Origin of the sequence: Microbispora sp. ZYX-F-249, assembly GCF_039649665.1 — a bacterium.
GTDB classification, from domain to species: Bacteria; Actinomycetota; Actinomycetes; order Streptosporangiales; family Streptosporangiaceae; genus Microbispora; species Microbispora maris.
In genome coordinates this window covers 69,860-84,269 of sequence record NZ_JBDJAW010000034.1, presented here as the reverse complement: position 1 = coordinate 84,269, position 14,410 = coordinate 69,860, and the positions used below count along the sequence as shown (strand labels likewise).

The window sequence follows — 14,410 nt, the reverse complement described above, 5'->3', positions numbered from 1 at the left end:
CATAATCGCAATTCAGGCGGTCCAGAGGACGGGAAGCGGGCGCTCTTTTGCCAGCGGCATCCCGCTGGTTACGCATTTCAGCGGGCATATCTGAAAAATATTCGCTACCAGTAGGAATCTCTCACCGGCAAGGGGTGGCCGACTGTGGCCAGTCGGAAACTTGCTGTAAGTGGCCTATTTACATCTATTCAACGACCAGTCACCATATGACCGTGGCCACACCCCCTCGCTGATCAACGGCTGCGCCGAAAATGTCACCGAGGTCGTCAACAAATGCAATTCGGCATCTGATTGCGCCAATACGCGAGGAGAGGACGTCTCGCGTGGTGCAGTCATGGGAATTCCGCACGGCCAGCAATCCCGAATTCGTTGTGGCATGACGCCACACCAGAAGGAATGACACCGTGAGAACGACTCGAAGATTACGGGCCGCCGTGTGCGTGGCGGTGGCCGGTGCAATGTTGGTGGCCGGGGTGGGGACGGCATCCGCCGCGCCCGGGGTCACCCCGGCGGACGTGACGCTGGACCTGGCTCCGGGCGGATCGAAGACGATCACCAAGACCGTGTCCACTCCGGCGGTCCCGCCCAAGCCGGATATCGCGTTCCTGATCGACACGACAGGGAGCATGGGCGGGGTCATCTCGAACGTGCGGACCAATGCGAACACCATCTTGTCCACCGTCGCTTCCGCGCAGCCGGACGCCCAGTTCGCGGTCGCCGAATACAAGGACATGGGAGACGCGACGCCGTTCCGGGTGGCGCAGAACCTCACCGCCAACCAGGCCGACGTCACCAACGGTCTCAACACGCTGGTCGCGTCGGGCGGCGGCGACATCCCCGAGGACGGCATCAACGGTCTGTTCCAGGTCGCGTCGGGGGCGGTCGGCTTCCGGCCGAACAGCACTCGGATCGTGCTGCTGATCGGGGACGCCCCCAGCCATGACCCCAGCAACGGCCACACGCTGGCCAATGCGATCAGCGCCCTGCAGGCAGCCGACATCACCGTGCTCGCGTTCGACCTGGCCGGGCTGAACTCGAGCGGGCAGGCGACCGCGATCACCGATGCCACGGATGGACAGCTGTTCTCCGGCCTCAACGCCTCGGAGGTCAGCGACACCATCCTGGCGGCCCTGCACAACCTGCCGGTCACGGTCACCCACCAGCTGCGCGACTGCGATCCGAACCTGTCGGTGTCCCTGACCCCGGACAGCCGGACGGTGACCAGCGGCGACGACGCCACTTTCACCGAGGTCGTCACCGTCGGCGCCGGAGCCGCACCGGGAAGCACCCTCACCTGCAAGGTGGACTTCCTGATCAACGGCGTCCTGTCGCCAGGCTTCACCGAGACGATCACCGAACACGTTCCGAAAGTGACCCCATCGATCGCCACGACGCCGTCGGGGCAGGTGCCCGCGGGCGGAAACGTCTCGGACACGGCGACCCTGACCGGTGGATACCACCCGACGGGCACCGTCACGTTCAAGCTGTACGGCCCCGGCGACACCGACTGCACCACGCCCATCGAGACCCGCACCGGGACGGTGTCGGGCAGCGGCACCGCCGCGTCCGGGAACATCGCCGCGGGCGGGGTGGGCACCTACCGGTGGGTGGCCTCCTACAGCGGCGACGACGCCAACAACCCGGTCACCTCCCCGTGCGGCGATGAAGAGGTCGAGGTCGTCAAGGCCACGCCGGGCATCACCACCACCCCATCGGGCTCCGTGCCGGCCGGTGGCGTCGTGTCCGACACCGCCGCCGTCTCCGGCGGGTACCACCCCACCGGTTCCGTCACATTCAAGCTGTACGCCCCCGGCGACACCGACTGCACGACGCCGATCGAGACCCGTACCGAGGACCTGTCCGGCAGCGGCACCGCCGCGTCCGGCAACGTGACCATCGGAGCGGCCGGCACCTACCGGTGGACCGCCACCTACAGCGGCGACGCCAACAACAACTCGGTCACCTCGCCGTGCAGCGACGAACAGGTCACCGTCACACCGCAGAAGCTGACCGGACGGGCCTACGGCCTGACCGCCAGCGCCGCCCTGGCCGGCATCCAGCTGGTCAACATCGCGCGCACCCCCGACACCGGCCCCATCTCCACCACGTCGACCGGCACCACCTCGGTGCCCTGCACCGCCAGCCTCAGCGGATTGATCAGCGCGCACGCCCTGTGCGCCAAGGTCGCCACCACCGAGTTCCCCGGCAAGTCCGTGGCCACCGCCTCCATCGACGACACCAGCATCGGGATCACGGGCATCCCGGTGATCACCGTCGGTGCCATCAAGTCCACCTCCACCACCACCTGCGGCGGATCCGCCGGAACCACCACGATCGCCTCGCTCAAGGTCGGCAACACGGTGGTCATCTCGGAACCCACCAATGTCCAGCCCAACACGACGGTCAACGTCGGCGTCGTGAAGCTCGTCCTCAACGAGCAGACCTCATTCACCACCCCCGACAAGGGCCTGACCGTCAACGCCGTCCATGTCACCGTCAACGCCCTCGGCCTGGCCAAGACCGACGTCGTCCTGGCCTCCGCCGAAAGCGACATCGGCAACTGCCCGTGACTGAATGAATCACAACCCAAGGCCGGGCGGATCACCGTGGCTCCGCCCGGCCTCGGCCGCGCTCCAGGCGCTCGGGTCAGGTCGGCAAAGCTGAGCCACGATCGGCGTGACTCGCCAAGGCCGGCCTGGAGTGCTCGCAGGGCGGCTCAAGGTGAGTCGTCAGGCGGACCGCCGGGCGAGGTTCTCCAGCACCTCGACCGCCTCGTCGGCGCGCTCGTACGGCACGAAGAGGTGGTCGTGGTGGAATCCGGCGACGACGTTGCAGCTCAGGCCCACGGCCGCGAGTGCCTGCGCGAAGGCGGCGGTCAGGCCCACGGCTTCGAGCGCCGAGTGGACGCGCAGCGTGATCCAGCCCGCCACGTAGTCGTACGCCAGCCCCGCCGCGTCGGCCTCGTGCTGCGGCAGGACCAGTGTGAGGCCCTCCTCCTCCGCGACCGTGACGACCGGCCTGACACCCGGCGGAACGTCGGCGCGGACGGTGGTGAAGACGTAGCGGCCGGGGTTGAGCCGCGGGCGCATCGTGGCCACCAGCGTGTGCAGATCGGTCTCACCGGTCATGTACCGCACCCTACAACCACCGTCCTTTACAACGTAGATTCTCATGCGGTCCAGCCGAAGGCTGCCGAGCGGGTGTCGCGGCAGGACAGCAGCCGCCAGGTGTCGGGGGTCCAGGCGAAGACGGCGTCCCGGCCGTAGCGGCGCCCGAGGGGACGTGCCGCGCGGTCGTCCAGACCGGCGACGACCACGGCGGCCTCGACGTGACCGGCAGCGGCCAGGTCTTCCCTGGGGGCACCTTGTGTGGGGTGAGGCGAGGTTGCCGGCCGGCGGACGTCCAGGGGCGCGATCGGCCTCGTGACCCGGGCCATATGCCGGCACAGCAGTCCGGTTGCTGTCCAGATGTTGACCATCAATGGCTTACGTCGTTAATGTCCCGACCTGGGTCACGAGTTCCAGCGCCAAGCCCCGGCTCGCTGGACGGCATCCCGCCCGCTGCGGGTGCCCCGGGTGACGACCCGCTCCGTGCGAGGCGCGCGGAGAACGGCGGATCACCGGGGCCGGTCGGGCCACCGGGGTCCCAGGCCCCGGAGGTGCTCGATGCCCGTCCCGAACGACCCCTACGCCCTGCGCCGCACCCACTGCCCCGGCTGCGGCGTCTTCTACAACGGCGCGAACATCGGGCCGCGCGAGCCTGTCGTGGAAGGGTTCCCCGGCGTGTACTACGCCCAGTGCCCGCACTGCAGGCTGCGGTGGCACGTGCACCGGCCCGACGCCCCGGAGCGCCAGCTGGCCGATCTGTTCGTCGCCGAACGCCCGGACGAGCAGCCCGACATCGCCGCCGCCTGGACCGGCGCCGTCCTCCGCCTCACGCTGGACGACCGGATCCTGCGGGTGGGCCCCGCGGTCGGCGGCCCGGGCACCGAGGAGATCCCGCACCCCCTCGACGAGGTCGCCCACGTGCTGACGGGCTGGAACCCCGGCGGCCAGCCGGATCACCTGACCCGCAACGTGGACGCGCACGAGCGGCTGCTCGACGACCTGCGTGAGCGCGGCCCGGGTCTGCTGCCCGACGCCGCATGCCACCATCCGGAGTTCGCCTGGGCCGAGCAGGCGGTGGTCGTCGTCGGCGGCGAGGAGGACGTCGTCCTGGAGGTCGCCCGGCGGTTCGGACAGCCGGCCGTCCTGCGCTGGACTCCGGGGCTGCTGACGCCGATCCATACCGCCACGGGAGAACCCCTCACCGACGGCGACCCGGTCGCCGTCAGCCGGCTGCCGCAGCGGCCCTGCGTGATGACCGGCGAGGTCCGGGACGAGGTCTGCCGCAACCCGGGTGGGCCGTGGATCAGCAGGTCGAGGGCGGTCGCCGCGGACTGGAACGACCGGCGCACCTGCCTCTACGCGGCTCTCGGCTGCGACACCTGCCATGGCGCCCGGGCCGACGGAGTGTCCGGCGCGCCTGCCCGTGTCGTGCACATCCGTCCCAGTGTTCCCAGCCGTTACGGCCTCGCCCGCCGCGTGCCCGTCACTGGACCGTGACAAGAAGAGTGTGGACTTAATTCACACGAGCCGCTTATCGTGTGATCCCTGCCTCTCACATCACAGATGTTCCGGCTCTACCGAAAGACACCCGTATGGAACTCCTCGACGCCTGTGCCCGGATCGGCGAACTCGCTCCCCACCTGCTCGACGCCGAGGTGCGCCGGTCCATCGAGACGCTCGCGGCCCACGCCCCCGGCCTGGAGCCGATCCCCGACGGCGACGACGCCGAGGATCTCCTGTACGCGGTGACCGACGAGGTGATCCGCGTCGGCCACGAGATCGGGCAGACGGGCCGCGCGGACGACCACATCCTGGCCCGCCGGATCGTCGCCGACCTGCTCCGGCCGGTGCGCGAGCGCAACCTTCTGGACTTCGCCAACGCGCTCGGCATGCTCGCGCATCTCCTCGCCGGACGAGACCGCCACGCGGAGGCCGTGGACGCTCTCGAGGAGTGCGCGAACGTGCTCCGGCCCCACCTGGTGCTCGGCGTGCGCCACCGCGGCATGTACGCCCACGCCGTGCGGGACCGGGGCACCTCGCTGGCCGAACTGGGGCGGGTGGAGGAGGCGGTGGCCGCCAACCACGAGGCGCTGCGGCACTACCGGCGCTGCGCCGCGGAGGACCCGGGCTACGCGCTGAACGTCGCGCTGACCTGCCACACGCAGTCCGTTCTCCTCGACCGGACAGGGCATCCGGACCTGCTGGAGGTCGCCGGACTGGGCGTCTCATGGGCGCGTACGGTCCTCGCCGACGGCGGCGAATGCCGCTTCCAGCTCGCGATGATGCTGCGCTATCAGGCGAGTGCTCTGCTCCGGCTCGACCGGCTGGAGGAGGCGGTGGAGAACGGGCTGGAGGCGGCGGCCGTCCTGCGGGAGATCGCCGGGCATCCGGTGAACGACATCCAGCTCGCGCTCGTGCTGCACCTGATCTCGGACCCGCTGTCCGCGCTGGACCGGGACGACGAGGCTCTGGGCACCGCAGCGGAGGCCGTCGAGATCGCCGGGAGGCTCGACGCCGAGCCCGGACTGCGCGCACTCATGCTCTGGACGTACGGCAGGCGGCTGCTGGAGCACGGCCGGCTGATGGAGGCGAAGGACGCCTACCTCGCCGCCGTGCCGGGCGGCGAGGACTTCCGTGAGGGGTTCGCGCCGGAGCTGTACCGGCTGGCGGAGATCCTCTTCGCCGAGGGCCTGCTCGGCGAGGCGGCGTCCGTCCTGACGGTGGCCGCGCGTCTGTTCAAGCTGCTCGCCGCGGCGGACACGGCCTGGGCCGCGTCGTACGCACGGCTCCTCGGCCGCCTCGCCGAGGTGGACTTCAAGTGCGGCCGGCACGAGTCCGCGCTGCGCTGGGCGGAGCGTGCCGTGGCCGCGGCGGAGAAGTCCGGCGACCGCGAGACGATCGCCCTGGTCATGGGCCACCTCGGCAGCAGTCTGGCGGGCGCGGGCCGCCACGAGGAGGCCGAGCGGGCGGCCCGCGACGCGCTCCGGCGGTGGCAGCAGTTGTACGAGCAGGACCCGCGCTATCGCGCGGACGTCGCGGGAGCCTGGAACAATCTCGCCAACAAGCTCCCGAAGCGGGGGCGGCGCGAAGAGGCCGTCGTGGCGGCGAAGAAGGCCGTCGAACTCTACGAGCAGGGCGACGAGCCGCACGATCTGGCCAACGCGCTGAACGGCCTGGGCGCGCATCTGGCGTCGCTCGGCCTCACCGACCAGGCGCGCGACGCCGTCTGGCGGGCAGTCGGGATCTACGACCGGCTGGTCCCGGCGGAGCGCGGGCACCTGCGGGAACTGGCCATCGCGCTCGACAACCTCGCCGGCTACCACGCCGCGCTCGGCGAGCTCGACGAGGCGTGGGCGGCGGCCGACCGCGCCCTGACCATCCGCCACCGGCTGTGGCTTCTGGACCCGGAGGCCGCCGAGCCCGGCCTGCTGGCGTCGGCGCGGGCGGCCTCCGACTACGCCGCGCAGACCGGGCGCTTCGAGGAGGCGGCGTACGCGAACGCGATCCGGGTCGAGGTGTTCGAGGCCCACGAGGTGCCGGGGGCCGAGCTGGCGGAGGCCCTCGCCGACCTCGCCAGTTCGCTGACCGGCACTCCTCGCCTGCGGGAGGCGGCGGAGGCGGCCGAGCGCGCGGACTCGCTCCTCACCGCGATGCCCGAAGTGCCGGGGCTGCACGCCTTCTGCCTGGACCGGCTCGCCTGGTGCCGCGCGCAGCTCGGCCGTCCCGACGAGGCCGTACGGCTGGCCCGCCGGGGCGCCGCCCTGCTCGAACCGATCGCCGGTGACGACCACGACCCCCACCTCCCCGAGCTGGGTGTGCTGCTGTGCGACCTCGCCGGCTACCTGCTCGCCTGCGCGCGGCCCGTCGAGGCGCTCGACGCCGCAACGCGAGCGGTCGCCGTACGCGAACGCCTGCACGCGGGCGATCCCGGGCGGTTCGGGGACGACTTGGCCGAGGCGCTGCGGCGGCTCGGCGACGCGCTGGCCGCGCTCGGCCGCGGGCAGGCCGCCGAAGAGGCGCGGCTGCGCGCCGCCGGCCTGACCGCCCCCGTACGCGACGGCGCCCCCGGCGAGGAGACGTACGAGGGATGCACGGTGGCCGACCTGGCCGGGGAGTACGACCGGCTGAAGGGCACGGCGGAGCACCGGCCCGAGATCTCCCGGGCGCTGCACGCCCTCGCGGGGACCACCGCGGGCCTCGCGTTCGCCCCGGCCGAGGGGCCGGACCGGCTGGCGCTCTCGCTGAGCAACCTCGCCGGCGTGCTGTGCCTGCGGGGGCGGCCCGACGACGAGGCCGAGGTGATGCGGGTCGTCGTCGCCCTGCGGGAGGCCCCGGAGCCCATGAACCCGGAGCCAACCAACCCGGAGCCCATGGGTGAGGACGCCGCCGCGGAGCTCGCGCTCGGCGTGGGGAGGCTCGGCTCGGCGCTCAACCGCGCCGGCCGGTCCGCCGAGGCGGCGCCCGCGAGCCTGCGCGCGGCGGCCATGCTGGAGAGCCTCGTCGCGGCGGGGCATCCCGGGCTCCGATACTTCCTGGCGCAGGCGCACGAGGACGCCGGGCACGCGCTGTCCCGCCTGGGCGAGCCGGAGGACGCGGCCGCGCGCATGCGCCGGGCGGTCGAGACGTACGACGAGCTCGCGGCGGAGGATCCCGATTATCGCGATCTCCTGGCCCGCGCCTCGGGGGCCCTCGGCGACCTGCTCACCGGACTCGGCGATCTGGCCGGCGCGTCCGACGCGTACGAGCGGGCCGTGGGCCTGTGCCGCGCGCTCCTCGCCGAAGGCCGCAGCGCCGTACGCGCGGACCTCCGCAGGGCCCTGACCTCGGCGGCGATGATCCGCGACCGGGCCGGGGACACGGCAGGGTCGCTGACTTCGACCCGGGAGGCGATCGGACTGCTCGAACAGGCCGTCCTGGTGGACGCGGACGCCCGGCCCGCTCTCGCCGCTCTGCTCGAGGCCGCCGCCGACGGGCTCGCCGAGATCGGCGACGACGAGAACGCGGCCGGTGCGGCCCTGCGCGCCGCCGAGGTCGCGCGGCGGCTGCCGGAGGAGGAGGGCGCGTCCGCGCGGACCGGGCGGTGCCTGGTGCTGGCCGGTCTGGCCAGGTGCCGCCTCGGCGAGACCGGGGAGGGGCTGGATCTGCTCCGCCGGGCGGTGGCGCTCCTCGACGCCGCCGGCGACATGGGCGTCCTGCCGGACCTCGGACGGGCCCTGCACATGACGGCCGTGATGTCCTCGGGCGACGAGGCGTACGACGCCGCCGAGCGGGCCGTCGCCTGCTACCGGCGGCTCGACCGGGAGACGCCGGGGACGTGGCGGCGCGCCCTCGTCCTGACCCTGGTCCTGCTCGCGCGCCGCGCCGCGGAGACGGAACGCTGGCGGGCCGTCGCGGACGCCGCGGAGGAGGCGCTCCCCGGCCTGCTGGAGAACGCGCCGGACGACGAGCGTGCCCGTGAGGTGCTGCCGGAGCTCCTCGACGACTACCGCACGGCGGTCGTCCGCCTGAACATCCCGGACACACGCCTGGCGTACGCGGAGGCCGCGCTGCGCCGCCTCGCCGGGACGCCGGTCGCGACCGGGGGCTGACGGCCCGGTGCGGCGGCCGGCGGATGTCGTCGCCCGCGTCGCCGCCGCCGGTCCGCCTCCGGCCGTGGTTCCCGGCTTCCGCGCGGGGCGACGGCAGCGCAGTGGCGCGGCGGTCATGGACCGCCGCGCCACGAGGTGGGTGTTGCGGTGTTGCGGTTCTGCGGAGGCGGGGGTCAGCCCGCGCTGCAGGAGACCGTCGGCCAGGTGTAGTTGCCGTTGTGCTGGATGGTCACGCCGAAGTTGTTGCCGCTGCCGTTGGGCCGGGCGACCAGCTGCTGAGCACTGGGGTAGCTGGCGCTGATGTTCCAGGTCGCGATGACCTTCGCCGGGGACGGGACGTTCATCGTCACGGTCCAGTTGCTGGAGCCGCTGACCGAGACGTTGAGGTTGTAGCGGTCGCTCCACGACTGGCCGGCGGACAGCGTCGCGGTGCAGCCACCGCCGCCACCGCCGCCGCCACCACCACCGCCGCCGCCGCCACCGCCGCCACCGGTGGAGGAGCCGCCGATCGTGATGTTGGAGCTACCGCTGCTCTGGTAACCCTCGGTCGCGAGGATCTGGTAGTCGTGGCTGCCCAGGCTCATGCCGTAACGGGCCCACGCGTCGAAGTGGTTGCCGATGGTGATGGTGCCGCCGGTCCTCTTCTGCTGGCGGACGCTCCAGTACTGGTTGAACGTCTTGTTGCCGTCGATGGAGGGCGCGTTGTACCGCGTCGTCTGGTAAACGTCGTAGGTGCCGCCGTCGGAGGTGACAGTGCCCTTGTACGTGCCCGTGGGCCGGTAGGTGCCCCAGTTCTCGACGATGTAGTACTCGACGAGCGGGTTTCTCGTCCACCCGTAGAGGGCGAGGTACGCGTTGCCGGACGGGTTGAAGCTGCCCGAGTAGGTCACGGTCCTGCGTCCGCCGGTGCTCCAGCCCTTGCCGGCGACGAAGTTGCCGGTGTTGCGCCACGAGGTGCTGTAGTTGCCGCCGGACCCCAGCTCCATGGAGACGGTCCCCTGGCTGTCGGTCCAGAACGAGTAGAAGTACCCGTTGTTGTTGCCCGTCTGGTTCGTGGTCACGGCCGCGTTGGCGACGCCGGGGAGCATCGCCACGGCCGCGGCCAGCACGACGGCGCAGGCGCGAACGATGAGCAGCCTGGTGGGGCCGCGTCTGCGGCCTCTCCAGCGCATGGGGGCATCGATCATGTGCGCACTTCCTCCTCGTGAGGCTGATGGGGGGTCAGGCTGCGTGCGGCGGCGACCGGGGCCGTCGACGGGCGGGGCCGCGGCCATCCGGGCTTCACCGTCGCACGCAACCGAAAACTATCGGAACATCGGCGAAAGTATCGGACCCCGCTTGTCCAGTTGTCAACATTCCCGTAATGCCGCGTAAACCTTATGCTGAAGGAGGCGTCCGTCACTGCAGGTCAAATGCCTCTGCCGGAAGGGCGCAGGCCGAGATGACGCACGGAGAGCCGAGCCTTTGTCGGTGAAAGTTTCAAGGCCAGTCGGCACTTCCGGCCGATCTCCGCGAGACCGACCCCGGCGAAGCACATCGCTGGTGGAATGTGCTGATGGACAGAGTGCTGATCGCGGGGATCTCCGGGGCCGGGAAGACGACCATGGCCAAGGAACTGGAGCGCCGCCTCGGGCTCCCCCGCCAGGAACTCGACGCCCTGCACCACGGGCCGGGCTGGACGAAGCGGCCGGAGTTCGAGTCGGACGTCGAGCGCTTCTCGTCGCGGCCGCGCTGGGTGACCGAGGACCAGTACCACGCCTTCCTGCACGACCTGCTGTGGGAACGGGCCGACACCGTCGTCTGGCTCGACCTTCCGCGCCGCACGGTGATGCACCGGGTCGTACGCCGCTCGCTCGCCTACGCCTTGTCGAGGAAGGAGTTGTGGAACGGTAACCGGGAACGTGTGCGGGACTGGTTCGACCCCGGGCACCCCATCCGCTGGGCGTGGTCCCAGCACGCGCGCAAGCGGACGACCACGCTGGAGCGGGTCGCCCGGCACCCGCATCTCACCGTTGTCCGCCTGCGCACCGCCGGCGACGCCCGCCGCTGGCTCGCCGATGTCGAAGCGTCCGCCTGAACCTCCACCCGAGCCCCGGCTCTCAATCTCCAGTCGAGCCTCTACCCGAGCCCCCGCATAAGCCGCTGCCCGGGCCGGGCGAAAGTCGCACGCCGGCGTACGAGGCGGGCCGCCGTGTAAGTTTCACCGCCGCGCGGCCCGCTTCCGCCGCACTCCCGCACCCGGAGGCATCGGTCTTGACGGACCCCGGTCAAGGGCCAACACTGAGGCGCACCACCACCCAACCCCGGCTGTGAGATACCGGCATTTCCGCACCGCGAGAGATGTTAACGCTCACAATCGCAGGAGGCACCCCCCATGAACCTCCTTTCGCCCGTACGTCCCGCCATGGCCGCGATGGTCGCACTGCTGCTGGCTCTGGGCCTCGGCATCGTCGCCCCGAGCCCGGCCCATGCGGCGGCGATCGACACGAGCGCGTCGTACGTGCTGGTCAACCGCAACAGCGGCAAGGCGCTCGACGTCTACAACATGGCCACCAACGACGGCGCGCCGCTGGTGCAGTGGGCCCGCAACGACGGCGCCTGGCAGCAGTGGCAGTTCGTCGACTCCGGCGGCGGCTACTACCGCCTCAAGTCCCGCCACAGCGGCAAGGTGGTCGACATCTCCGGCCGCTCCACCGCCGACGGCGCCGACGTCATCCAGTACACCGACAAGAACGCCGCCAACCAGCAGTTCCGCGTCGCCGACACCGACAGCGGGTTCATCAAGCTGATCAACCGCAACAGCGGCAAGGCCCTGGAAGTGTGGGAGTGGTCCACCGCCGACGGCGGCCGCGTCTCCCAGTACACCGACCTCGGCGGCGCCAACCAGCAGTGGCAGCTCGTCAAGATCGGTGGGGGTACGAGCACACCGCCGCCCTCCTACCCCAACCCCGGTGTGGTGAACGGCGACGTCACCACGCACGACCCGGAGGTGACCAAGAGGCCGGACGGGACCTACCTGCTCGCCTACACCGGCAACGGCATCCAGCTCAAGACCTCCACCGATCGGACCACCTGGCGCAACGCGGGCGCCGCGTTCCCCGGCGGAGCCTCCTGGGCGCACGGGTACACCAACGGGAGCAACGAGCTGTGGGCGCCGGACATCACCTACGTCAACGGCAAGTACTACATGTACTACGCGGCCTCGACCTTCGGCTCCAACCACTCGGGCATCTTCCTGGCCACCAGCACGACCGGCGCGTCCGGGTCATGGACCAACCAGGGCCTGGTGATCGAGTCGAACACCTCCGACAACTGGAACGCCATCGACCCCAACCTGGTCGTCGACGATCAGGGCCGCTGGTGGCTCGACTTCGGCTCGTTCTGGTCGGGAATCAAGATGATCCAGCTCGACCCCGCGACCGGCAAGCGGTCGAACAGCACGATCCTCAGCATCTCGGGCCGTAACGGCGGCGCGATCGAAGCGCCGTTCATCTACCGGCACGGCGGCTACTACTACCAGTTCGTCTCCTTCGACCTGTGCTGCCGGGGCGCCTCCAGCACCTACCGCATCATGGTCGGCCGGTCCACCTCGGTCACCGGCCCGTACGTCGACCGCAACGGAACGGCGATGACCTCCGGAGGCGGCACCCAGATCCTGGCCGGCCACGGGAGCATCCACGGCCCCGGCCACCAGGCCGTGCTCGCCGACAGCGACGGAGACGTCCTCTTCTACCACTGGTACGCCGACGACGGCTCCTCGCGCCTCGGCATCAACAAGCTCGGCTGGGACGGCGCGGGCTGGCCCTACGTCTACTGATCCACCGCAGGCGAGTCCGGCTCCGGCGGCCCGCTCCGGGCCGCCGGCTCGTCGGGCGTGCCGTTGCGCCGGTGATCCCGGACCGCCGACCGCAGGTACGCGGGCCTGGTACGCGCATCGGCCCCTTCTTCCCTCGGTTCGGGCACCTCGCGCAGGCAGGACGCCGCCTTCCGGCTCGGCTACCGAGACGGCCCCCGGATTTCCACCACCACCACTCGGAAAGGCACGGAGGACCAGCATGATCTCCGATTTACGACGCCTGAGGAAGGCACTGTTGTCCGCGGGCGCGACGGTCGCGCTCGCCGCCGGTCTGCTGGCCGGCGTCGCCACGCCGTCGCAGGCCGCCGGGCAGGGCCCGTGTGACATCTACGCCGCGGGCGGCACGCCGTGCGTGGCGGCGCACAGCACGACCCGCGCCCTGTACGGCAGCTACAACGGCCCGCTCTACCAGGTGCGCCGTTCCTCCGACAACGCCACCCGCGACATCGGCGTGCTGAGCGCGGGCGGGGTCGCCGACGCCGCCGCGCAGGACTCGTTCTGCGCGAACACGACCTGCCTGATCTCCGTCATCTACGACCAGTCCGGCCGCAACAACCGGCTCACCCAGGCGCCTCCGGGCGGGTTCTCCGGCCCGGCGGCGGGCGGTTACGACAACCTGGCGGTCGCGACCGCGGCGCCGATCACGGTCGGCGGTCACAAGGCCTACGGCGTGTACGTGGCCCCCGGCACGGGCTACCGCAACAACAACACCAACGGCGTGGCCAAGGGCGACCAGCCGGAGGGCATGTACGCCATCTTCGACGGCACCCACTACAACGGCGGCTGCTGCTTCGACTACGGCAACGCCGAGACCAACAGCCGCGACAACGGCAACGGCACCATGGAGGCCATCTACTTCGGCAACAACAAGGTCTGGGGCTACGGCGCCGGCAACGGCCCCTGGATCATGGCCGACCTCGAAAACGGCCTGTTCTCCGGCGTCAACCAGAAGTACAACGCCGGCGACCCCAGCATCAGCCACCGGTTCCTCACGGCGATCGTCAAGGGCGAGCCCAACCACTGGGCCATCCGCGGCGGCAACGCCCAGTCGGGCGGGCTGTCGACCTTCTACAACGGCGTGCGGCCCAACGTCGCGGGCTACAACCCGATGAAGAAGGAAGGCGCCATCATCCTCGGCATCGGCGGCGACAACAGCGTCGGCGCCCGCGGCACCTTCTACGAGGGCGTGATGACCTCCGGCTACCCGTCCGACGCCACCGAGAACGCCGTGCAGGCGAACATCGTGGCCGCCGGATACTCCACCTCCAGCGGCGGCCCCCAGAACGGCACGCTCACTCCCGGTTCGGCGATCTCGCTGCGCGCGACGACCTCCGGCTACACCGACCGCTACATCCGGCACCAGAACGACCAGGTCCTCACCTCGGTGATCACCTCGTCCAGTTCGTCCCTCGACAAGAGCGACGCCACCTGGATCGTGCGCAGCGGCCTGGCGAGCGGGTCGTGCGTGTCGTTCGAGTCGAGGAACTACCCCGGCGACTACCTGCGCCACCAGAACTACCAGCTCTACCGGCAGCGCGACGACGGCAGCGCGCTGTTCGCGGCGGACGCCACCTTCTGCCCGCAGGCCGGTAAAAGCGGCCAGGGCACGTCGTTCGCGTCCTACAACTTCCCGACGCGGTTCCTGCGCCACTACAACAACGTCGTCTACATCGCGAGCAACGGCGGCTCGAACACCTTCGACAACGCCACCGCGTGGAACGCCGACGTGAGCTGGGTCGTCTCCCAGCCCTGGGGGTAGATTCCGGCGATCACCGAAGCCGTCCCCGGTCCGCCGGGGGCGGCTTCCCGTCTTCCTCGCTTGCCACCGAATCCGGTCAGAGTTCCGGATGGTCACGTGT

9 protein-coding genes and 1 riboswitch are annotated in these 14,410 nt (G+C 70.9%); of the genes, 6 read left to right on the top strand and 3 right to left on the bottom strand.

Going from position 1 to position 14,410, the window contains the following annotated elements:
• The first annotated feature begins 404 nt into the window (after window positions 1–404).
• Window positions 405–2,570 carry a choice-of-anchor P family protein gene (locus tag AAH991_RS30795; protein ID WP_346229429.1) on the top strand — a complete coding sequence of 722 codons (2,166 nt, stop codon included), beginning with the start codon at window positions 405–407 and terminating at the stop codon, window positions 2,568–2,570.
• A gap of 159 nt (window positions 2,571–2,729) precedes the next feature.
• On the opposite strand, the gene AAH991_RS30790 is transcribed toward AAH991_RS30795, so the two are convergent.
• Complete coding sequence (locus AAH991_RS30790) at window positions 2,730–3,128, bottom strand: ACT domain-containing protein (RefSeq protein WP_346229428.1); 399 nt, start codon at window positions 3,126–3,128, stop codon at window positions 2,730–2,732.
• 41 nt (window positions 3,129–3,169) lie between these two features.
• A complete protein-coding gene (locus AAH991_RS30785; protein WP_346229427.1) occupies window positions 3,170–3,436 on the bottom strand; it encodes a hypothetical protein in 267 nt (88 codons plus the stop codon).
• 73 nt (window positions 3,437–3,509) lie between these two features.
• Window positions 3,510–3,618: riboswitch (SAM riboswitch) on the top strand.
• A 47-nt stretch (window positions 3,619–3,665) separates the two neighbouring features.
• On the opposite strand from AAH991_RS30785, the gene AAH991_RS30780 reads away from it, so the two are divergent.
• Window positions 3,666–4,604 (top strand): DUF3293 domain-containing protein, encoded by a 939-nt coding sequence (locus tag AAH991_RS30780; protein WP_346229426.1) that lies wholly within the window; start codon window positions 3,666–3,668, stop codon window positions 4,602–4,604.
• A gap of 95 nt (window positions 4,605–4,699) precedes the next feature.
• Window positions 4,700–8,695 (top strand): tetratricopeptide repeat protein, encoded by a 3,996-nt coding sequence (locus AAH991_RS30775; protein WP_346229425.1) that lies wholly within the window; start codon window positions 4,700–4,702, stop codon window positions 8,693–8,695.
• A gap of 173 nt (window positions 8,696–8,868) precedes the next feature.
• Here the strand turns inward: AAH991_RS30775 and xynA are convergent, their stop codons facing one another.
• On the bottom strand, window positions 8,869–9,882 hold the full coding sequence (gene xynA, locus AAH991_RS30770; protein ID WP_346229424.1) for an endo-1,4-beta-xylanase XynA: 1,014 nt from the start codon (window positions 9,880–9,882) through the stop codon (window positions 8,869–8,871).
• Between the two features lie 368 nt (window positions 9,883–10,250).
• On the opposite strand from xynA, the gene AAH991_RS30765 reads away from it, so the two are divergent.
• From AAH991_RS30765 to AAH991_RS30755, 3 genes are all read left to right on the top strand, one after another.
• A complete protein-coding gene (locus tag AAH991_RS30765; protein ID WP_346229423.1) occupies window positions 10,251–10,772 on the top strand; it encodes a P-loop NTPase family protein in 522 nt (173 codons plus the stop codon).
• Between the two features lie 297 nt (window positions 10,773–11,069).
• Window positions 11,070–12,512, top strand: coding sequence for a family 43 glycosylhydrolase (locus tag AAH991_RS30760; protein ID WP_346229422.1), 1,443 nt, complete (start codon window positions 11,070–11,072; stop codon window positions 12,510–12,512).
• A 238-nt stretch (window positions 12,513–12,750) separates the two neighbouring features.
• Window positions 12,751–14,310 carry an alpha-L-arabinofuranosidase B gene (locus AAH991_RS30755; RefSeq protein ID WP_346229421.1) on the top strand — a complete coding sequence of 520 codons (1,560 nt, stop codon included), beginning with the start codon at window positions 12,751–12,753 and terminating at the stop codon, window positions 14,308–14,310.
• The last annotated feature ends 100 nt before the right edge of the window (window positions 14,311–14,410 follow it).

What these genes read in the sequence shown, in the direction of transcription:
- AAH991_RS30780 (WP_346229426.1), top strand. Translation starts at nt 3,666, where the DNA reads ATGCCCGTCCCGAACGACCCCTACGCCCTGCGCCGCACCCACTGCCCC.
- AAH991_RS30765 (WP_346229423.1), top strand. Translation starts at nt 10,251, where the DNA reads ATGGACAGAGTGCTGATCGCGGGGATCTCCGGGGCCGGGAAGACGACC.
- xynA (WP_346229424.1), bottom strand. Translation starts at nt 9,882, where the DNA reads ATGATCGATGCCCCCATGCGCTGGAGAGGCCGCAGACGCGGCCCCACC.
- AAH991_RS30760 (WP_346229422.1), top strand. Translation starts at nt 11,070, where the DNA reads ATGAACCTCCTTTCGCCCGTACGTCCCGCCATGGCCGCGATGGTCGCA.
- AAH991_RS30755 (WP_346229421.1), top strand. Translation starts at nt 12,751, where the DNA reads ATGATCTCCGATTTACGACGCCTGAGGAAGGCACTGTTGTCCGCGGGC.
- AAH991_RS30775 (WP_346229425.1), top strand. Translation starts at nt 4,700, where the DNA reads ATGGAACTCCTCGACGCCTGTGCCCGGATCGGCGAACTCGCTCCCCAC.
- AAH991_RS30790 (WP_346229428.1), bottom strand. Translation starts at nt 3,128, where the DNA reads ATGACCGGTGAGACCGATCTGCACACGCTGGTGGCCACGATGCGCCCG.
- AAH991_RS30785 (WP_346229427.1), bottom strand. Translation starts at nt 3,436, where the DNA reads ATGGCCCGGGTCACGAGGCCGATCGCGCCCCTGGACGTCCGCCGGCCG.